The 18521-nt window shown below is 71.3% G+C and carries 19 protein-coding genes and 1 tRNA gene; 10 read left to right on the forward strand and 10 right to left on the reverse strand.

Annotated elements, in window-relative coordinates; genetic code table 11:
* Positions 1-79: 79 nt before the first annotated feature.
* The 5 genes from ACIG36_RS02630 (at position 80) to ACIG36_RS02650 (ending at position 3993) form a co-directional block, all read left to right on the forward strand.
* On the forward strand, positions 80-538 hold the full coding sequence (locus tag ACIG36_RS02630) for a peroxiredoxin (RefSeq protein WP_399920674.1): 459 nt from the start codon (positions 80-82) through the stop codon (positions 536-538).
* A gap of 159 nt (positions 539-697) precedes the next feature.
* Positions 698-1273 carry a TerD family protein gene (locus ACIG36_RS02635; protein WP_399920677.1) on the forward strand — a complete coding sequence of 192 codons (576 nt, stop codon included), beginning with the start codon at positions 698-700 and terminating at the stop codon, positions 1271-1273.
* Positions 1274-1415: 142 nt separating this feature from the next.
* Entirely contained in the window at positions 1416-1991 is a 576-nt protein-coding gene (locus tag ACIG36_RS02640) for a TerD family protein (RefSeq protein ID WP_399920680.1), read from the forward strand.
* 48 nt (positions 1992-2039) lie between these two features.
* A complete protein-coding gene (locus tag ACIG36_RS02645) occupies positions 2040-3140 on the forward strand; it encodes a DUF475 domain-containing protein (RefSeq protein WP_399920683.1) in 1101 nt (366 codons plus the stop codon).
* Positions 3141-3240: 100 nt separating this feature from the next.
* Complete coding sequence (locus tag ACIG36_RS02650; RefSeq protein ID WP_399920686.1) at positions 3241-3993, forward strand: Tellurium resistance; 753 nt, start codon at positions 3241-3243, stop codon at positions 3991-3993.
* A 16-nt stretch (positions 3994-4009) separates the two neighbouring features.
* Here the strand turns inward: ACIG36_RS02650 and ACIG36_RS02655 are convergent, their stop codons facing one another.
* Complete coding sequence (locus tag ACIG36_RS02655; RefSeq protein WP_399920688.1) at positions 4010-4909, reverse strand: TerD family protein; 900 nt, start codon at positions 4907-4909, stop codon at positions 4010-4012.
* A 208-nt stretch (positions 4910-5117) separates the two neighbouring features.
* On the opposite strand from ACIG36_RS02655, the gene ACIG36_RS02660 reads away from it, so the two are divergent.
* The 4 genes from ACIG36_RS02660 to ACIG36_RS02675 all read left to right on the forward strand — a co-directional run bounded on the left by ACIG36_RS02660 (position 5118) and on the right by ACIG36_RS02675 (position 10407).
* The gene (locus ACIG36_RS02660; RefSeq protein WP_399920691.1) at positions 5118-6284 is read left to right on the forward strand and encodes an HpcH/HpaI aldolase/citrate lyase family protein; all 1167 of its coding nucleotides are present in this window, start codon (positions 5118-5120) and stop codon (positions 6282-6284) included.
* Positions 6281-8836, forward strand: a complete 2556-nt coding sequence (locus ACIG36_RS02665; protein WP_399920694.1) for a phosphoribosyltransferase — start codon at positions 6281-6283, stop codon at positions 8834-8836. The genes ACIG36_RS02660 and ACIG36_RS02665 overlap by 4 nt, the downstream gene beginning before the upstream one ends.
* 77 nt (positions 8837-8913) lie before the next feature.
* Positions 8914-9666, forward strand: coding sequence for an HAD family hydrolase (locus ACIG36_RS02670; protein WP_399922156.1), 753 nt, complete (start codon positions 8914-8916; stop codon positions 9664-9666).
* 78 nt (positions 9667-9744) lie between these two features.
* Complete coding sequence (locus tag ACIG36_RS02675; RefSeq protein WP_399920697.1) at positions 9745-10407, forward strand: O-methyltransferase; 663 nt, start codon at positions 9745-9747, stop codon at positions 10405-10407.
* A 52-nt stretch (positions 10408-10459) separates the two neighbouring features.
* Here the strand turns inward: ACIG36_RS02675 and ACIG36_RS02680 are convergent, their stop codons facing one another.
* Together ACIG36_RS02680 and ACIG36_RS02685 are read right to left on the reverse strand one after the other, a co-directional pair.
* Positions 10460-11827 (reverse strand): hypothetical protein, encoded by a 1368-nt coding sequence (locus ACIG36_RS02680; RefSeq protein WP_399920700.1) that lies wholly within the window; start codon positions 11825-11827, stop codon positions 10460-10462.
* A 74-nt stretch (positions 11828-11901) separates the two neighbouring features.
* Positions 11902-12678, reverse strand: a complete 777-nt coding sequence (locus ACIG36_RS02685) for a DUF4097 family beta strand repeat-containing protein (RefSeq protein ID WP_399920702.1) — start codon at positions 12676-12678, stop codon at positions 11902-11904.
* Positions 12679-12922: 244 nt separating this feature from the next.
* Between ACIG36_RS02685 and ACIG36_RS02690 the strand changes: the two genes are divergently transcribed.
* A tRNA-Val gene (locus tag ACIG36_RS02690) sits at positions 12923-12997 on the forward strand.
* 55 nt (positions 12998-13052) lie between these two features.
* Here ACIG36_RS02690 and xerC read toward each other — a convergent pair.
* The 7 genes from xerC to ACIG36_RS02725 all read right to left on the reverse strand — a co-directional run bounded on the left by xerC (position 13053) and on the right by ACIG36_RS02725 (position 18501).
* Entirely contained in the window at positions 13053-14198 is a 1146-nt protein-coding gene (gene xerC / locus ACIG36_RS02695) for a tyrosine recombinase XerC (protein WP_399920705.1), read from the reverse strand.
* Positions 14198-14386, reverse strand: a complete 189-nt coding sequence (locus ACIG36_RS02700) for a helix-turn-helix transcriptional regulator (RefSeq protein ID WP_399920708.1) — start codon at positions 14384-14386, stop codon at positions 14198-14200. The genes xerC and ACIG36_RS02700 overlap by 1 nt, the downstream gene beginning before the upstream one ends.
* Positions 14383-15768 carry a replication initiator protein RepSA gene (repSA, locus tag ACIG36_RS02705; RefSeq protein ID WP_399920711.1) on the reverse strand — a complete coding sequence of 462 codons (1386 nt, stop codon included), beginning with the start codon at positions 15766-15768 and terminating at the stop codon, positions 14383-14385. The genes ACIG36_RS02700 and repSA overlap by 4 nt, the downstream gene beginning before the upstream one ends.
* Positions 15761-16183 carry a hypothetical protein gene (locus ACIG36_RS02710; RefSeq protein WP_399920714.1) on the reverse strand — a complete coding sequence of 141 codons (423 nt, stop codon included), beginning with the start codon at positions 16181-16183 and terminating at the stop codon, positions 15761-15763. The genes repSA and ACIG36_RS02710 overlap by 8 nt, the downstream gene beginning before the upstream one ends.
* The gene (locus ACIG36_RS02715) at positions 16180-16359 is read right to left on the reverse strand and encodes a hypothetical protein (protein ID WP_399920717.1); all 180 of its coding nucleotides are present in this window, start codon (positions 16357-16359) and stop codon (positions 16180-16182) included. The genes ACIG36_RS02710 and ACIG36_RS02715 overlap by 4 nt, the downstream gene beginning before the upstream one ends.
* Positions 16356-17900, reverse strand: coding sequence for a DNA cytosine methyltransferase (locus ACIG36_RS02720; protein WP_399920720.1), 1545 nt, complete (start codon positions 17898-17900; stop codon positions 16356-16358). The genes ACIG36_RS02715 and ACIG36_RS02720 overlap by 4 nt, the downstream gene beginning before the upstream one ends.
* A gap of 274 nt (positions 17901-18174) precedes the next feature.
* Positions 18175-18501 carry a SpdD-like protein gene (locus ACIG36_RS02725; RefSeq protein ID WP_399920723.1) on the reverse strand — a complete coding sequence of 109 codons (327 nt, stop codon included), beginning with the start codon at positions 18499-18501 and terminating at the stop codon, positions 18175-18177.
* Positions 18502-18521 lie beyond the last annotated feature (20 nt).

An 18521-nucleotide genomic window follows, 5' to 3' on the forward strand; every position in this document is an offset into this window, starting at 1 on the left:
TGCGGTGTTTCCCCGCGGGGCACGGTGACAGACTGGGGCGCGCCGACAGGCCCGCCCAGTCACCAGAAAGGTGTTCCCCATGGCTATCGCCGTAGGCGACAAGGCTCCGGACTTCGCGCTGAAGAACCAGCACGGCGAGACCGTGCGGCTCTCCGACTACCGCGGTGAGAAGAACGTCGTCCTGCTCTTCTACCCCTTCGCCTTCACCGGCGTGTGCACCGGTGAGCTGTGCGCCCTGCGCGACGAGCTGCCGAAGTTCGCCAACGACGAGGTGCAGCTGCTCGCCGTCTCCAACGACTCGCCCTTCTCCCTGCGCGTCTTCGCCGAGCAGGAGGGCCTGGAGTACCCGCTGCTGTCCGACTTCTGGCCGCACGGCGAGACCAGCCGCGCCTACGGCGTCTTCGACGAGGAGAAGGGCTGCGCGGTGCGCGGCACCTTCATCATCGACAAGGAGGGTGTCGTCCGCTGGACGGTCGTCAACGGTCTGCCCGACGCGCGTGACCTGAACGAGTACACCGCGGCGCTGGCCGCCCTCTGAGCCGCGCTCCGGGGCAACCCTGACCGTCGCCCCGGACGTCCTTCGCGCAAGACCCTGTAATCGGTGGGAACCGGTCACTAGGATCAAAACGTTGATCGGATGCCATCGCACAACCGGGGGCACGGGTCGGACCTGGCCCCTCGAACCAATGGAGGACTCGTGGGAGTCAGTCTCAGCAAGGGCGGCAACGTCTCGCTGACCAAGGCGGCCCCGAACCTGACCGCGGTCGTCGTCGGTCTCGGCTGGGACGCCCGTACCACCACCGGTACGGACTTCGACCTGGACGCCAGCGCCCTGCTGACGAACGACCAGGGGAAGGTCGCCAACGACCAGAACTTCGTCTTCTTCAACAACCTCAAGAGCCCCGACGGCTCCGTCGAGCACCAGGGCGACAACCTCACCGGTGAGGGCGAGGGCGACGACGAGGTCATCAAGGTCAACCTGGCCGGTGTCCCGGCGGACGTCCACAAGATCGTGTTCCCGGTCTCCATCTACGAGGCCGAGTCCCGCCAGCAGAGCTTCGGCCAGGTCCGCAACGCCTACATCCGCGTGCTGAACCAGGCCGACGGCGCCGAGCTGGCCCGCTACGACCTGAGCGAGGACGCCTCGACCGAGACCGCCATGGTCTTCGGCGAGCTCTACCGCAACGGCGCCGAGTGGAAGTTCCGGGCCATCGGCCAGGGCTACGCCTCGGGCCTGCGCGGCATCGCCCAGGACTTCGGCGTCAACGTCTGACGGTCGTCACCAACGCCCGGCGTCCGCAAGGCCGCCGGGCGCCGTCCGCTCGCGAGCAGTCCGTCCGGCGCCGCACACCCTCGGGAGTGCGGCGCCGGACGCGCACGGGCGAATCGTCTGAACTCGGGGAGGAAGCAAGATCATGGGTGTCACGCTCGCCAAGGGGGGAAATGTCTCCCTTTCCAAGGCCGCGCCGAACCTGACCAATGTCACCGTCGGTCTCGGCTGGGACGCGCGCTCCACCACCGGAGCCCCCTTCGACCTCGACGCCAGCGCGCTGCTCTGCGCCGCGGGCCGGGTGCTGGGAGACGAGTACTTCGTCTTCTACAACAACCTCAAGAGTCCCGAGGGATCCGTCGAGCACACCGGTGACAACCTCACCGGCGAGGGGGACGGCGACGACGAGTCCATCCTGGTGGACCTCACCAAGGTGCCGGCCACCTGCGACAAGATCGTCTTTCCGGTCTCCATCCACGAGGCCGATCTGCGCGGCCAGAGCTTCGGCCAGGTCAGCAACGCCTACATCCGCGTGGTCAACCAGGCCGACGGCGCCGAGCTGGCCCGCTACGACCTGAGCGAGGACGCCTCCAGCGAGACCGCGATGATCTTCGGCGAGGTCTACCGGTACGGCGGCGAATGGAAGTTCCGGGCCGTCGGACAGGGGTACGCGTCGGGCCTGCGCGGCATCGCCCTAGACTTCGGGGTCAATGTTTCGTAAAGCCGCGTCCGCGCGGGTCTTCCCCGAAAGCGAAGGATTGGGTAGCCAGTGCTCCTGAAAACCTTTGGTTGGTCGTTCGCCGTCACGGCGGCCGGACTGGCCTTGGCCGGCGTTCTCTGGGGGTGGCAGGGGCTGGCGATCGTCGCGATCCTCTCCGTCCTGGAGATTTCGCTCTCGTTCGACAACGCGGTCATCAACGCCGGAATCCTCCGGAAGATGAACCCGTTCTGGCAGCGGATCTTCCTTACCGTCGGCATCCTCATCGCCGTCTTCGGCATGCGGCTGGTCTTCCCGGTGCTCATCGTGGCCATCACGGCCAAGCTGGGCCCGATCGAGGCGGTCAAGGTCGCCGTCCAGGACCCCGATCGCTATGAATCCCTGGTCACCAGCGCCCACCCGGCCATCGCCGCCTTCGGTGGCATGTTCCTGCTGATGATCTTCCTTGACTTCATCTTCGAGGACCGGGACATCAAGTGGCTGGAGTGGCTCGAGAAGCCGCTGGCCCGGCTGGGCAAGCTGGAGACGCTCTCCACGGTCGTCTCGCTCGTCGTCCTGATCGTCGTCGCGTCCACCCTCGCCACGGGCGTCCCGCTGCACGACGGCGAGGGCACGGTCGACAAGGCGGCCACGGTGCTGCTGTCCGGCATCGGCGGACTGGTCACCTACCTGGTCGTGGGCGGCATCTCCGGGTTCTTCGAGGACCGCCTGGAGCACGACGAGGAGATCGAGAAGGCCGAGGAGGCGGCCGAGAAGCGGAAGAACGGCTCGGCCGTCGGGCTGGCCGGCAAGGCCGCGTTCTCCCTGTTCCTCTACCTCGAGGTCATCGACGCGTCGTTCTCCTTCGACGGTGTCATCGGCGCCTTCGCCATCACCAACGACATCTTCGTCATGGCGCTGGGCCTGGGCATCGGTGCGATGTACATCCGTTCGCTGACGGTCTTCCTGGTCCGCAAGGGCACCCTGGACGACTACGTCTACCTCGAGCACGGCGCGCACTACGCCATCGGCGCGCTGGCCGTCATCCTGCTGATCACCATCAAGTACGAGATCAACGAGGTCATCACCGGCGGCATCGGCGTGCTGCTGATCGCCCTGTCGTTCGCCTCCTCCGTGGTGCGCAACCGCAAGGAAATCTCCTCCGGGGTGTGACCCCGGCACATTTGAGGAACGCTCTCACCGGGGCGGTCGCGAGGATCATCCTCGCGGCCGCCCCGCGGCTTGTGCGCTCGTCATGTGGGGGTTTTCGGCAATGTCGATACGGGAGAAGCTCTTCGGCAACTGGGGCGGCGCGGCGGCGCGCCAATTCGATTCCGGCGGGGTCAACGGCGCGGTCGAGCTGACCAAGCGGCATCCCACGTACTCGCTGACCAAACAGGGTGCGGCCACCGGCAATCTGCGCGTCAACCTGTCCTGGCGGATGCGGTCCTCGGACTTCGGCGAGCGGTCCTCCGCGGGCCTGGGGCTGTCCGGGCTGCGGCATCCGCTGCGCAAGTTCACCCCCGAGGTGGTACAGGCGCAAGGACCGGCCATGGTCAATGTCGACCTGGACCTCGCCTGTATGTACGAGCTGCAGGACGGGTCCAAGGGCGTAGTCCAGCCGCTCGGGAACCTGCTCGGCAGCGTCAACTCGCCGCCGTATGTTCAGCTCAGCGGCGACGACCGGTTCGGCTCGGGGTCGGGCGAGACGATCTACATCAACATGGACCACCGCGACGACTTCAAGCGGCTGCTGGTCTTCGTCTACATCTACGACGGCACCCCGGCGTTCGACCGTACGCACGCGATGGTGACGCTCTACCCGGGCAGCGGCCCGCGGCTGGAGGTCTCGCTGCACGAGCGCGCGCCGGAGGCACGCTCGTGCGCCGTGGTGCTGATCGAGAACGTCAAGGGCGAGATCGTGGTGCGGCGCGAGCTGAAGTACGTCTACGGCTTCCAGTCCGAGCTGGACCGGCTCTACGGCTGGGGCCTGCAGTGGGGGCGGGGCTACAAGACCAAGGTCTGAGGGCCGCCGCCGCGCCTCACCGGTTGGGCTGGAACTGCGGGCCCTGCGGCGGCAGCCGGAAGGCCGGGTCGGGCACGGGCTGCTGCTGCGGCGGGTAGCCGTAGGACGGCTGGGGCGTCCCGTGCTGCGGATAGCCGTACGAGGGCTGGGCGGCCGGGGCCGGCGGGTACTGCGGCGGATAGCCGTACGAGGGCTGCGGCGGGATCGTGGGCGGCGCCGGGGGCGGCGGGGGGTACGCGAAGCCGGGCTCGGGGCGCGGTGCCGGGGGAGCGGCGTCCGGCACGGGCTCGGGGGCGGCTTCCGGGGTGCCGCTCTCCGGGGCGTCGGGGACCGGCGCGGAGGCGTTCTCCTCCGATTCCTCCACCGAGATGCCGAACTCCGTGGCGAGCCCCACCAGGCCCGAGGCGTAGCCCTGGCCGAGCGCGCGGAACTTCCAGCCGTCGCCGCGCCGGTAGAGCTCGCCGCAGAGCATCGCGGTCTCGTCGCCGGTCTCGGCCCGTACGTCGAAGCGGGCGACGGGCGCGACGTCGGTGACGGTCGCGGTGCCGCCGCCGCGCGAGGCGTCGTACAGCAGCACGCACAGGTCGCGGACGAGCCCGAAGGTGCCGCCGTCGGCGGAGGCGGCCAGCACGACGCGCGTCACGGAGGCGTCCAGCGCCGACAGGTCGGCCTCGACGGAGTCCGTGGCGCCCTCGACCAGCCGCTTCTTGGGCAGGTGGCGGACCAGGCCGGAGGGGTGGCGGGGCTGGTTGTAGAAGACGAAGTCCTCGTCGGAGCGCACACGGCCGTCGTCGCCCAGCAGGAGGGCGGAGGCGTCCACGTCGGGGATGCCCGGACCGGGGGTCCAGCGCAGTACGGCCCGCACGGTCGGGGCGTCCAGCGGGATGTTCGACCCCTTCAGCATGGCGTGCGTCATGTCCGCAATCCTGCCCTCTCGTGCGGCCGGCGGACAACGCGGGGTTCGGCGGCCGCACGTCGCTTACCGGACGGATCCATGGCGGTCATGAGTTTTTCATGTACTTGGGGAACTCTTGACCCGCCCCCGGACGTACGATAATCGGCCACACTTCCGCGCCGCTCGTGCCGGCGGGAAGGCGCCCAGGCCGCGGCAATCGGGGAGAGCAATGAGGCATTTCGGACACCTTGCGCCTGCCGTGCGGAATGGGTTGTTCCATAGGGAGCCGGGCGAGTTCACCGCCGCCTCCCCCGCCGGCACGCTCGCGGTCGCCCTCGGCGCCACCCTCTACAGCCCCGCCACGCGCACCACGCTCGCCCAGGACGTACGGAAGCAGGCGCGGCGCGGGACGGTCTCCATGGTGCTGTGCCTGGAGGACGCCATCGGCGACGCCGACGTCACCGGCGCCGAGGAGAACCTCGTCCGGCAGCTCACCCTGCTGGCGGACGACGCCGGCGAGGACCACCCGCTGCTGTTCGTCCGCGTCCGCGAGCCCGCCCAGATCACCGACCTCGTGCGCCGCCTCGGCCCCGCCGGGCGGGTGCTGTCCGGATTCGTCCTGCCGAAATTCACCGAGGAACGCGGCCTGCCGTTCCTCGAGGCGCTCGCCGACGCCGAAGCCGCCTCCGGACGGCGGCTGTTCGCCATGCCCGTCCTCGAATCGCCCGAGCTCCTGCACCTGGAGACCCGCACCGAGACGCTCGACGGCATCGCCCGCACGGTCGACAAGTACCGCGACCGCGTCCTGGCGCTGCGCCTCGGCGTGACCGACTTCTGCTCCGCCTACGGGCTGCGCCGCGCGCCCGACATGACCGCCTACGACGTCCAGCTCGTCGCCTCCGTCATCGCCGACGTCGTCAACGTCCTCGGCCGCGCCGACGGCAGCGGCTTCACCATCAGCGGCCCGGTGTGGGAGTACTTCCCCCAGCCCGAGCGGATGTTCAAGCCCCAGCTGCGCCGCAGCCCCTTCGCCGGCCCGGCCGAGGCGCTGCGCACCGCGCTCATCGAGCACGACATGGACGGCCTGCTGCGCGAGATCCAGCTCGACCGGGCCAACGGCCTGCAGGGCAAGACCTGCATCCACCCCTCCCACGTCGCCCCCGTGCACGCGCTCTCGGTCGTCAGCCACGAGGAGTTCAGCGACGCCCAGGACATCCTGCGGCCGGAACGCGACGGTGGCGGAGTACTGCGCTCCGCCTATACGAACAAGATGAACGAAGTGAAACCGCACCGCGCCTGGGCAGAACGGACCATGCGGCGCGCCGAGGTCTTCGGCGTCGCACGCGAGGACGTCAGCTTCGTGGAGCTGCTGGCGGCGGGACTGCAGGACGTATGAGCAAGGAGAGCACTGACGTGGTGTGGTCGGGACAGTGGGTCGCGCAGCGGCTGGGCGTCGGCCTGGAGGGCGACGCCCGGCTGCCGGAGCTGCTGGGCCTGGCCCTGCGGCGGAACCCCCGACGGGCACACCTGCTCGTCTCCAACGTGCTGGGCAAGCATGTGCCGGCGTCCCCGGCGGTGGTGTACGAGGCCGGCGCGGCTCTGGGCCGCCGGGTGCGGGAGCTGCTGGGTGACGCGGACGCGGCACGGGCGGTGGTGCTCGGCTACGCCGAGACGGCCACGGGCCTGGGCCACTCCGTGGCGGACGGCCTGGGCCTCGCCCCGTACCTCCACTCCACGCGGCGGGCCGTGCCCGGCGTGGCGCCGGTCGGCGGCTTCGAGGAGGAGCACAGTCACGCCACGTCGCACCTGCTGCTGCCGGAGGACCCGCGCTTCTTCGAGGGCGACGGGCCGCTGGTGCTCGTCGACGACGAGTTCTCGACGGGGCGTACGGTACGCAACACGATCGCGGCGCTGCACGCGCGGTATCCGCGGGAGCGGTACGTGGTGGTGGCGCTGGTCGACATGAGATCGGCCGCCGACCGGGCCGGGCTGGACGACTTCGCCTCCCGGCTCGGCGCCCGCGTGGACCTCATCGCCCTGGCCTCCGGCACCGTGCGCCTGCCGGCGGATGTGCTGGAACGGGGGCAGGAGCTGGTGGCCGAGGCGTTGTCGGCGCCGCCTACGGGTGCCGGTGCCGGTGCCGGTGCGGATGCCCGCCGTGGGTGCGGGGCGCCGTCGCCGACCGCGGGTGTGCCGGTGCCCACCCGTGCCGCCCTGCGGCACGATTGCCCACCGGCGGTGGGGAGGGTGGAGCTTTGGTGGCCCGACGGGGTGCCTGACGGGGGGCGGCACGGCTTCACCCCCGAGCACCGGGCGCGGCTGGAGGCGGCGCTGCCTGCCATCGCGCAGGAATTGGCGGCGGTTGTGGGCAGTCGTTCCGCTGGGGCGGAACGGGTGGGCACAACCGCACCCGCAGACGGCAACGCTCCCCAGCCCCCGCGGCGCGTCCTCGTCCTCGGTACCGAGGAGCTGATGTACGCACCCTTGCGCATCGCGCAGACGCTGGAGGCCGAGATGGCCGACGCGGCGAGCGTCCGGTTCTCCACCACCACCCGCTCACCCGTCCTCGCCCTCGACGACCCCGGCTACGCCATCCGCTCGCGCCTCGTCTTCCCCGCCCCGGAGGGGCCCGGCGAGCGCTACGCCTACAACGTCGCCGGCGCCGGCTTCGACGCCGTCGTCGTGGTCGTCGACTCCACCGCCGACACCCCCGAACTGCACACCCCCGGTGGCCTGCTGGACCAGCTGGCCGCGCACACCCGAAAGGTGCTGCTCGCCGTGATCCCCTCCTACCGTCCCGGAGGCGAGCCCCTGCGCGGCCCCGCGTTCTCCTCGTACGCCCCCGACGAGGTCGGCTGGCTGCTGAAGGACCTGTCCGCCGTGGACCTCGAGGCGCCCACCGAGGAGCGCGAGGAGGCCATCCAGAGCGGCGGCGCGCACTACGCGGAGTCGCTGCCGGTCGAGTACCAGCCCAGCGAGCGCTACCAGGCGCTCTACCGCGGCGCGCTCGAGGCGTCGGCCGGCCGCATGGCGCACGCGGTCGGCGTGGTCACCGAGACCGTGCTCGCCGAGCGCTCGCCGCGGCCCGTCCTGGTATCGCTCGCCCGCGCCGGAACGCCCGTCGGCGTGCTGATGCGCCGCTGGGCGCGGCACGCGCACGGCCTGGACCTGCCGCATTACGCCGTGTCCATCGTGCGAGGCCGCGGCATCGACCCCAACGCTCTGCGCTGGCTGGCCGACCGGTACGACCCCGCCGACGTCGTCTTCGTCGACGGCTGGACGGGCAAGGGCGCCATCACCCGCGAACTGGCCGACGCCCTCGCGGACCCGGCCGCCCCCGCCGGCTTCGACCCGCGCCTGGCGGTCCTCGCCGACCCCGGCCACTGCGTGGACACCTACGGCACCCGGGACGACTTCCTCATCCCCTCCGCGTGCCTGAACTCCACCGTCTCCGGTCTGGTCTCCCGCACGGTCCTGCGCGCCGACCTCGTCGGGCCGCACGACTTCCACGGCGCCAAGTTCTACCGCGAGCTGGCGGACGCCGACGTCTCGGGCGCCTTCCTCGACACCGTCTCGGCGCGCTTCGCCGGCGCCGAGGAGGCCGTCGCCCGCGCGGCCAAGGAGCTCGCCGCCGCCGACCGGACCCCCACCTGGGCCGGCTGGGCGGCCGTCGAGCGCATCAGCGAGGAGTACGGCATCGACGACGTCAACCTCGTCAAGCCCGGGGTCGGCGAGACCACGCGCGTCCTGCTGCGCCGCGTCCCCTGGAAGATCCTCGCGGGCCGCGGCGCGGGCGCGGACCTGGACCATGTGCGGCTGCTCGCCGAGCAGCGCGGCGTCCCCGTCGAGGAGGTGGACGGCCTGCCGTACAGCTGCGTCGGCCTGATCCACCCCCGCTACACCCGCGCCGCCACCGGCACCGACGGCAAGGCGGTGGCCGCCAAGTGACCGCCGCCGCCCGCGTCCTGGTCGCCAGCGACCTCGACCGCACCCTGATCTACTCCACCGCCGCCCTGGCCCTGTCCATGCCGGACGAACGGGCGCCGCGCCTGCTGTGCGTCGAGACGTACGAGCGGAAGCCGCTGTCCTACATGACCGAGACCGCGGCCGCCGCCCTGGCCGAACTGGCCGGTGCCGTCACGTTCGTACCGACCACCACGCGCACCCGCGAGCAGTACGGCCGCATCCGCCTGCCCGGCCCCGTGCCCGAGTTCGCGATCTGCGCCAACGGCGGGGAACTGCTCGTACGGGGCGAGCCCGACCCCGAGTGGCGGGCACGGGTGCGCGGCGCGCTGGACGCCGAGTGCGCGGGCCTGGCCGAGGTCCACGAACGGCTCGTGCGCACCGCCGATCCGGCCTGGCTGCTCAAGGCGCGCACGGCGGCGGACCTCTTCTCCTACCTCGTCGTCGACCGGCCGCTGCTGCCCGACGCCTGGGTGAAGGAGCTCACGGCCTGGGCCGGGGAGCGCGGCTGGACGGTGTCGCTGCAGGGCCGCAAGGTCTACGCCGTGCCCAAGCCGCTGACCAAGAGCGCGGCCGTCGCCGAGGTGGCGCGCCGCACGGGAGCCACCGAGGTGCTCGCCGCCGGCGACTCGCTGCTCGACGCCGACCTGCTGCTCGCGGCGGGCCGCGGCTGGCGGCCCGGCCACGGCGAGCTTGCCGACGCCGGGTTCACCGCGCCGCACGTCACCGCGCTGCCCACGCGCGGCGTGGCGGCCGGCGAGGAGATCATCGGGGCCTTCGCGCGCGCGGCGGGGGTCGCGACGACCCTCTCGTGAACCCCGGGCCCGGCCCGTAGTCTCGTGGAACGTCAACGCCCGTCAACCCCATTGGTGTGGACCGACCGAGGAGACCTCGTGGCCGAGCCCAAGACCCCGCTCACCCCCGAGCTGTACACGTACGTACTCGCCCACAACCCACCGCTCGACCCGGTGCAGCAGGGCCTGGTCGAGATCACCCACGCCCGCTACCCCGACCACGCCATCAAGCAGATCGCGCAGGAGCAGAGCGCGCTGCTGGCGTTCCTGGTAAGACTCACCGGCGCCCGGCAGGTCGTGGAGGTCGGCACCTTCACCGGGCTCTCCGCGCTGTCCATGGCGCAGGCGCTGCCCGCGGGCGGGCGGCTGCTCACCCTCGACATCTCGGAGGAGTGGACGGCCGTCGCCCGCGAGGCCTGGGCCAAGGCCGGCCTCGCCGACCGGATCGACCTGCGCATCGCCCCCGCCCTCGACACGCTGCGCGCCCTGCCCGCCGCGCCGCACATCGACCTGGCGTTCATCGACGCCAACAAGGACGGATACATCGACTACTGGGAGGAGATCGTGCCGCGTCTGAACCCCGGCGGACTGATCGTCGCCGACAACGTCTTCTTCCTCGGTGAGGTCGTCGACCCGGAGGTGACCAGCGGTCCGGGCGTCGACATCAGGGCGTTCAACGAGCATGTGCGGGCGGACGCGCGCATGGAGTCGGTCATGCTCACCGTCGCGGACGGGCTGACGCTGGCACGCCGGACGGTCTGACGCCGGCGCGCCGGACGGGCTGACGCAGGCTTCCCGCGCGCGGCGTGGCCCGTCAGCGCGCCGCGCCGCCGCCGCGCTCCTCGCGGATGTCGCGCACCACGTCGGTGACGGTCCGCCGCACCGCCTCGGTCTCGGTCAGGAAGTGCCACCAGTCCGGATGCCGGCCCTCCAGGCCCTCGACCGCCCGCTCCAGACGGGCCACCGACTCGTCGAGCGGGCGGGCGTGCCGGGGGTCGGGCGTGCTGCGCCCGTCCATCGCCAGCCGCTGGGCGTCGCGGATGGCGAACCGGGTGCGGTCGACCTCCTTCCGGTGGTCGAAGGACACCTCGTCCAGCCGCCGCAGCCGGTCGCCGGCCGCCGAGACGGCCTCGTCGGTGGTGTTGAGCAGCGCCCGCACGGTCGCCAGGAGCGCGGTGGCGTCCGCCCAGCGCTGCTCGTCGCGGGCCGCGCGGGCCTCGCGCAGCTTCTCCTCCGCCTGGGTGACGGTCCGTTCCGCCTCCGGCGGCACCTGCTGCAGGTCCTGCCAGCAGGCGGCGCTGTAGCGGCGGCGCAGCTCGCTGAGGACGGGGGCCACGCCCGCCGCCCTGGTGGCCAGCGCCTGGGCGCGGGTGCGCAGCGAGACAAGCCGCTTGTCGATCTCGGCCGCCCTGCCCGGCAGCTGCTCGAGCTCGCCGCGGATCGCCCCGGCCTCCCGCTGCACCCGCTCGGCGCGGTGCACGGTCTCCTGCACACCGTGCTGCCCGGCGCCCTGGTTGAGCTTGGTCAGCTCGGGGGAGAGCGCGGCCAGCCGGGCGGCCAGGTCGTCGGCCCGCAGGCCGGTCGCCCGGACGGCGTCCAGGGCCTCGCCGGCCGCCCGCAGGGACTGCCGGGCCCGCTCCACGGCGGGCGCGAGCTGCGCCAGCTGGTTCTCGGCCCTGGTCAGCAGCGGGCCCAGGCTCTGCGCGAACCGGTCCAGGTCGGCCTTGGCCCGCACCAGCTCGTCCTTGGCCTTGGTCAGCTCCGTACGGGCGCGCTGGGCGGCCGCGGCCTCGAGGTCGTCGCGGTCCAGGTCATGGGCGTCGACGGCGCCGATGTAGGCGCCGGAGACCTCGTCTATGCGCCGCCCGAACGCCTCGAAGTCGGCGGCCGCCTTGCGGGCGGCGGGCGAGGAGTCGACGGCCGTGATCGTCTCGATGGAGATCCGCAGGTCACGCTGTGCGGTGTCCAGCTCGTAGAACGCGGCCGCGGCCGCGTCCTTCGCGGCCTGCGCCTCCGCCCGCTGGTCCTCCCCGCGCCCCCAGCCCCAGCGGCGCGTGCCGCCCCCGGCGAAGGCGGCGGGCACGGCGGCCGCCGCGGCGGCGAGGAGGGGAAGGGGCAGCAGGACGAGGGCGAGGGTCTCGCGCGCCGTAGCCGTCACCGTACGTGCGAACGTCGCCGTCACTTGCCCACTCCCGATGGATCGCCCCAGGCCCGGGTGCCATTCTCCCATCCGGCGGGGGCGAACACACGGGCCGGTCAGCCCGTGGTGCGCACCTCGATGGCGCCGTTGCCGCTGCGCGCGCTCACCAGGCGAGGGGCGGCGTCGTCGCGCGGGACGTCCACGCTGACCTGGCCGTTGTGCGAGCGGGCGTCGACCTTGTAGGGGGTGCGGGGGAGGGTGATGCGGGTGGCGCCGTTGCTGGTGCTGGTGCGGACCTCGTCGGGCGCCTTGTCGAAGCCGAGGCGGACCTCGCCGTTGGAGGTGGTGGCCTTCACCTTGGGCGAGCGCAGGTTCTTGGCGGTGATCTGCCCGTTCGACGAGCGCAGTTCCACGGCGCCCTTGGCGTCGCGGACGTCGATGGCCCCGTTGCTCGACCTGATCCTCAGAGCGGTCTCGAGGCCGCGGGCCGTGACGGCGCCGTTGTCGTCCTTGACGGTCACGGCCACCCCGCGCGGCACCTCGATCCGGTGCTTGGCCTCGCAGTCGACGCTCAGGCCCGTGCACTTCATCCGCAGCCTGAGCGTGTCGTCGTCCGTCATGCTCCAGGTCACGTCGGCGGACCCGGCCATCACCCGGCCGTCGAACCAGCGGGTGACCTTGACCTCCTTGCCGTCCCCGGCGGCCGGGACGAGCTCGATCGCCGAGTTGTCGGTGTCCACGGTCAGCTCCCGGCCGCTGATCGAGAACGACCGGTGCTCGGGGGTGGCGTCGTCCGCGTCGGCCGAGCCGCAGCCGGTCAGGACGACCCCGGCGATCAGGGTCGCGCCCGCGAGGGCGGACACTCGGGCGGCGCGGCGGGCGCGGGAAAGCATGCTGATCGTTCTCCGTTTCGGCTGGTGGGGCCGTTTCTCGGCCGGTACTGCCAGGCGGTGGCGCCTGCGGTGCCGAGCCTACGGAGCACGCTGCCGGGCCGGGCATCCCGCCTGCTACCGATTACGGGGTGGGGTTAACCCCCGGAGCCCCGGACCCTCGGAGCCCCCGAAGCCCGCGGGATCACCGGATCTCCAGGGTTTGCGGGCACCCCGGGCGGGCCATGTAGGCTGTCCTTTCGTGCCGGGGCGCATAGCTCAGCGGTAGAGCGCCGCTCTTACAAAGCGGATGTCGGCGGTTCAAATCCGTCTGTGCCCACCAGCACGAAGGCCCCCAGGCGATCACGGCTGGGGGCCTTCGACATCTGCGGATGACATCAACGGCGGGGGCGGCCGAGCATCCGGTCCATGTGCGCGACGGCTTCACGCTTCAGCGCGTCCGGCACGTGCGTGTAGACATCCATCGTCACGCTGATCTTGCTGTGCCCCAGGATCTCCATCGCGACACGCGGGTGAACGTTGCCCGCGGCGAGCAGGGTGGCCGCTCCATGCCGAGCGTCGTGCACCCTGATCCGGGGGACGCCGGCCTGAGCGCTCAGCCGGTGAAACGACCGTAGGACGTTGCTTCCCTCGATCGGGCGACCGGTGCGCGTGGTGAACACCAGGTCGCTCTCCTGCCACGAGTCGCCCGCCTTTGCTCGCATGGCTTGCTGGCGCAGGCGCTGCCAGCGGAGAGGCGCGATGCACAGGAGCGGAAGCGGCAAGGTGCGCTTACGGCGGTTCTTGGTGTCGTCCTCGTAGTTCTCCCCGCCGACCCGCTGACGCTGCTTGCGCACCTGGACTGTTCGGGCGTCGAGGTCGATGTCCTGCCAGCGCAGACCGACGAGTTCGCCGCGGCGCAGGCCGAGGCCGACAGCCAGCATGAAGGCCGCGTAGAGAGGGTCACGGCGAGCGGTGAAGATGAACCTCAAGGTCTCCTCCAGCGTCCACAGGCTGCCTTCGTAGGCGGGCACTGTCGGCGCCTCGACCAGCTTCACGACGTTCCGGGTGATCAGTTCCTCTCGGCATGCCGCTGACAGCGCCGAGCGCAGAACACGGTGCGACTCCTTCGCGGTTGCTGCCGTCGTGGCTTTGGCGATCCGCGTCAGAGCTGTCCGGACGTCCCTCACGCTCAGCTTTTCCAGGGTCTTCGTGCCGAGTTGAGGGTTCAGGTAGAGGCGGGTGTGCATCTCGTACTTCGCGTACGTCGTGCGCTTCCGCCGGGGCTTGACGATGTGCTCCAGCCAGTAGGGGAGCCACTCGGAGAGTTTTGCCGACCTGGTGGGGACCGGAACGCCGTTGTGGACCTTGTCGAGGAGATCGCGTCTCTTGACGTCGCACTCCGCCCAGGTCTTGCCGTAGGCGAACTTGCGGGCCCGAGTCCCGTCCGGCTGGAGTACATAGACCGCGGCTTGGTAACGGCCGTCCTTGCGCTTGGTGATCGTGCCCGCGCCGTTGGGGTTGCGTTTGCGCTCGGCAGCCATCAGGCGGCCTCCTCGATGCGGCCGGCGATGAAGCCGCGCACGGCACCCGCAGGGATACGCCGCGAACGATCGATGGTGATGGAGGCAAGGCGTCGGGTGCGGATCAGGTCGTAGACCTTGGAGCGTCCGACCTTGAGAAGGGCCATGACCTCCGGCACGGTGAGCAGTTCCTCGGCGGCGGTGGTCATGGTTGTTCTCCCTTCTCGGCCTGTTGGTCCTGCCGGGCTTCTCGGGCGGCCTCGCGATTGATGCGGATGTCTTCGGCGATGGTGGCGGCGAGCGCGGATTCGCCGGGGGTGTGGCCGTGGCCCGCGTACTGCCAGTCGGCCAGGACGAGAACGGTGTCGGGTTCGGTCTCGGGGAGGCCGAGGGCTTGTCGTTGCTGGACGGCGCGGTAGTCGGCTCGGGCCTGCCGGAGCGCGCCGAGAGTGGTGGAGTACTGGCGGGACTTGGTGGAGAAGTGGCCCCGGAAGCCGAGCATGTGGGCCCACGCCCAAAGCCGCCGTTCGGGGTACAGCTCGTCAAGGTCCCAGCAGGCGCGGATCAGCCGGCGGGCGTGCTCGGGGACGTGGTGCTGGTCGAGTTCGGCGAGTTCCCCGAGGCGGCGGTCGAGGGTTCCGGTCACTTCGGCGGCCTTGGTGGCGTACTTGGCGACGTAGGAGGCAACGGCCTCTTCGCTGATCTCCTGACCATCGCCGAAGGCCCGTATGGGGCGGATGTCGAGTTGGGTGCCCCAGCGCAGGGACCAGCCGTAAACGTAGCCCGCGTCATGATGAGGCGGGACCTTGACGGTGGTGTACGGGTGGGCGACGGCAGCGCGGATGGCGTCGGTGAGCAGGTCGAGGGTGGCCCATGCGGGTGGGGCTTCGTCGGCGCCCCCGGGGCCGTCGAGGCGGATCACCGCGTGGAAGTGGACGGCTCCGCGCTTCTGGAATTCGGCGACCTTGCCGAAGGAGAGGCGCAGAAACCATCGAAACTCACGCTGAGTGAGTCCTGCCCGTAGGGCGATCTCGCGGCGGAGGCGGCGAGTGAAACGCGCCCACAGCTCTCCGGCGTGGTTGTTGAACATCACGGCAGCGGCGTAGTCGTACTCCGCAGGGTTCAGGGGCGTGCCGAGTGTCGGGTCATCGTCGCGGTGCCGGATGCCACAGCGGCAGCGCCCGCCGGCAGGGCGGTTGTGGACCGGGCCGAAGGATGGGGCAGTGAGAGTCAGGAAGACCCGGGGGTGTTCGCGGACGGTGGTGGCGATGTGCTTGTGCTCATCGCCGACGAGTCCGGCGCGGATCAGGTGGAAGGTGTCGCCCGCGTAGAGCCAGGCGCAGGCGGGGCAGCGGGACGCTCGGCGGTTGCCGCAGGCGATGCGCAGGCGTCCGCCAGGCTCGGTGTCGGTGCTGTAGCGATGGAGGATCTCTCCGGTCGCGCGGTCTCGGGTGACCGTCCAGCCGCGCAGGTGGATGGGATCGGCGCAGCCTCCGGTGTGGCGGATCTGTTCTTGCCAGCGGGCGAAGTCGGGGGCCGAAGCCACCCTGAGCAGGTCGCCCAGGGTGGTCGGGTCGAGCAGGTCAGGCACGGGCCGCCTCCAGCGCTTCAGCGACGCGTGGGTTGGCCAGCAGGGGCGCCGGCGGGATCCACAAGGCGCTGCTGCCACCGGGCCAGGGGACGGGCTTGTCGAGGGCGACCACGTTGGTCAGGCACCAGTGCGAGTAGCCACGGAGAGACCACAGCGAGCAGTAGCCGTCGTCCGCGTGGCAGTCGTCCAGCCGGGCGACGGCCAGGACCGCCGACATGGGCAGGGGACGGAGCAGAAACGGACGGGTCATCGGCAGGTTCCAAGCACTGTGGTCGGTGGCGCTCCCCGCATGAATGAGGACGGGGCCACGGTGGCCGGTCAGCCGGACATGGCTGTGGACCCTGCGTGTGCCGTAGGCCATGCAGCTTGCCCACGGCTGCGACATGGTCAGCCCCCGGACGTCAGCGGTGTTCATCGGTGGTTCCCCTTCTTCTCATCGGAGCTGTGGGTGTCGTGCCAGTCCTCGGCGCAGACCTTGTGGACGGGCTTGCCGCGGTCGGAGCGGAGCGGGGTGGGCTTGCCGCAGCACACGCACGGCTTGTCGCCGCTGGCGTCGAAATGCTTGGGGTCGTGCCAGTCGAGGAGGGTCACCGGGTCACCTCCTGGCGCTCGCGCGGGGTGCCGGTGATGGCTTCGACGAGAGCGGAGACAAGGATTTCGGCGACGGGCGGGGTGACGGCGTTGCCGTACTGGCGGACCTTCTCGCGCTTGTTGCCGAGGACGCGGTAACCGTCGGCGAAGGCCATGGCACGGCCGATCTCGCCGGGCTCCAGCATCCGGAAGCGCACATCGTCCAGCGCAGTGGTTCCGCCCGTGGTCAGGGCGTAGCGATCACGGGTCGTGAGTGCGCCGATGGGGGCGCCGGTCGGGCGGGCGGCTCCGTTGCCGTAGTACGGGACCAGCAGGTACGCGTCCTCGGGCGTGAAGCCGGGGCCGGTGACGAGTCCGTGGTGGTTGCCGGAGGCGGTGACGGTGGTGAGTGCGTCGGTGACGGGGCGGGCGCGCTCCTTGTCGCCGCCGCCTCGGAGCGGGATGAGGTAGGGCAGCCAGGCCAGTCCAGTCTCGTTGCGGGCGGTCTGGGTGCGCAGGGGCACGGTGGCGGGGGCAGCGTGCTTGCCGTCCCGGCCCTCGACCGGGATCAGGAGCGGGGGCACCGCCAAGCCGTCGTTCTCCCGGGTCGTGCGTGTGGGCATGGGTGCGGTGACGGGGGCGGCATCGGCCCGCCACGTTCCGCCCGCCGGGGCTAGCAGCGGGGCTCCGTACTTGGCCAGTCCGGACCGGATGCGGTTCAAGGTGGCCGTGGCGAGCGGTTTGGTGCGGTCGCCGATGCGCTCTGCGGGCAGGCTCCAGTCGATCGCCGTCGCGGCCGGCCGGGCCTCAGGTTCCACGATGGTGTTCCGGCAGGAGACGCGGGGGCAGCGGAAGACGTACTGCTGGCGGTAGCGGCCCATGTCCCGGCGCGGGTTCTTGAACGCCTGCACCGCGGTCACGGTCTCCTCGCAGACAGGGCACCAGGCCTGGGGCCGTAACCACTTGTCCCAGTCCGGGGCCCGTCCGAGGGAGCGGTGCCAGTAGGTGAGATAGAGGCGGTCGCGGGACTGCGGGGCCCAGGCGGTGGCGACCGGGCGGGCATGCATGGAGTTCAGGGCGATCAGGCGGGTGTCGTAGCCCAGGTTGCGGATGTCGTCGCGCCAGGACTGCCACAGGTCCCAGGACCGTACGTCGATGACGTTCTCGACGATCCCGGCCAGGACCGGGCGGCCGCGACGATGGGTGCTGGCCAGGTAGCGCGGGACGTCCCACATCAGGGCACGGGAGCGATCGGCGGCAGCGTCCGGAAGGGTCTCGCCGAAGAGGTCGGGCTGTTTGTCGAAGTCGCGTCGCTTGCCTCGGGCGTTGGACCACTGAGGGCACTCCGGTGAGGCCCAGAACAGGTCAGCGGCCGGAAAGCGGGCGACGTCCGCGTCGTGCAGGTCGCCGGTGAAGTGCTCGGCGTCGGGGAAGTTCGCGGCGTGCGAGGTGATCGCCCGCTCCCAGTGGTTCGCCGCCAGCACGGGCCGGACACCGGGGACAGCGGCAGCGCCGGAGGAGGAGCCGCCCGCGCCACAGAAGAAGTCGATGTAGGTCAGCACGCCGCACCTGCCTTGATCCGGTACGGAAGGTGCACGGTGCCGGTGCCGCGGCATGCAGGGCACGTCGCGGGGATCGTCTCGCGGTGCCCGGCCGTGGTGCGCTGCCCAGTGGTGACGGCTACGACGGGGAAGCCGTCGCAGTGGGTGCAGCGGCGGAGACGGGTAGGGGTGATCTCGGGCATGATGATGCTTCCCTTTCGGGTCAGTTGGCCTGGAGGGAGTGCGGGCGCCCGGGGCGGCGGAAACTTGGCGGTAGAGGCCGCCCCGGGGCCTTTCAGCGCTGGTTGTGGGCGGAGTTCAGGAGCGAACGCGCGACCAGAGCGACGATGGCGAGCGAGCCGGCCGTGATGGACACGGCCAGGAACATGCCGACCAGGACCGCGCCGATGACGAGCACGGCGACAGTTCCCGCGCCGATGGCCGCGACCGTGGCGCCCGCCGAGAGCTGCACCCCGCTACGAACAGGAGCCGCAGGTTCGGCAGAGTGCTGACAGGCAACCGACGCCGGGGGCGTAAAGGTCTGCCTCTGGACGGGCGCCTCGGGGGCGGGGGCGACGACCGGGGCGGGGAGCGGATTGGTCGGTACGCGGGGGCGGAGCATGATGGTTCTCCCTTCTCTGG

The sequence above is a fragment of the Streptomyces sp. NPDC053048 genome, from assembly GCF_044547045.1.
Taxonomy (GTDB): Bacteria; Actinomycetota; Actinomycetes; order Streptomycetales; family Streptomycetaceae; genus Streptomyces.

What these genes read in the sequence shown, in the direction of transcription:
- ACIG36_RS02650 (WP_399920686.1), top strand. Translation starts at nt 3,241, where the DNA reads ATGTCGATACGGGAGAAGCTCTTCGGCAACTGGGGCGGCGCGGCGGCG.
- ACIG36_RS02630 (WP_399920674.1), top strand. Translation starts at nt 80, where the DNA reads ATGGCTATCGCCGTAGGCGACAAGGCTCCGGACTTCGCGCTGAAGAAC.
- ACIG36_RS02660 (WP_399920691.1), top strand. Translation starts at nt 5,118, where the DNA reads ATGAGGCATTTCGGACACCTTGCGCCTGCCGTGCGGAATGGGTTGTTC.
- ACIG36_RS02640 (WP_399920680.1), top strand. Translation starts at nt 1,416, where the DNA reads ATGGGTGTCACGCTCGCCAAGGGGGGAAATGTCTCCCTTTCCAAGGCC.
- ACIG36_RS02685 (WP_399920702.1), bottom strand. Translation starts at nt 12,678, where the DNA reads ATGCTTTCCCGCGCCCGCCGCGCCGCCCGAGTGTCCGCCCTCGCGGGC.
- ACIG36_RS02725 (WP_399920723.1), bottom strand. Translation starts at nt 18,501, where the DNA reads ATGCTCCGCCCCCGCGTACCGACCAATCCGCTCCCCGCCCCGGTCGTC.
- ACIG36_RS02665 (WP_399920694.1), top strand. Translation starts at nt 6,281, where the DNA reads ATGAGCAAGGAGAGCACTGACGTGGTGTGGTCGGGACAGTGGGTCGCG.
- ACIG36_RS02710 (WP_399920714.1), bottom strand. Translation starts at nt 16,183, where the DNA reads ATGAACACCGCTGACGTCCGGGGGCTGACCATGTCGCAGCCGTGGGCA.
- xerC (WP_399920705.1), bottom strand. Translation starts at nt 14,198, where the DNA reads ATGGCTGCCGAGCGCAAACGCAACCCCAACGGCGCGGGCACGATCACC.
- ACIG36_RS02700 (WP_399920708.1), bottom strand. Translation starts at nt 14,386, where the DNA reads ATGACCACCGCCGCCGAGGAACTGCTCACCGTGCCGGAGGTCATGGCC.
- ACIG36_RS02655 (WP_399920688.1), bottom strand. Translation starts at nt 4,909, where the DNA reads ATGACGCACGCCATGCTGAAGGGGTCGAACATCCCGCTGGACGCCCCG.
- ACIG36_RS02670 (WP_399922156.1), top strand. Translation starts at nt 8,914, where the DNA reads ATGCCGGACGAACGGGCGCCGCGCCTGCTGTGCGTCGAGACGTACGAG.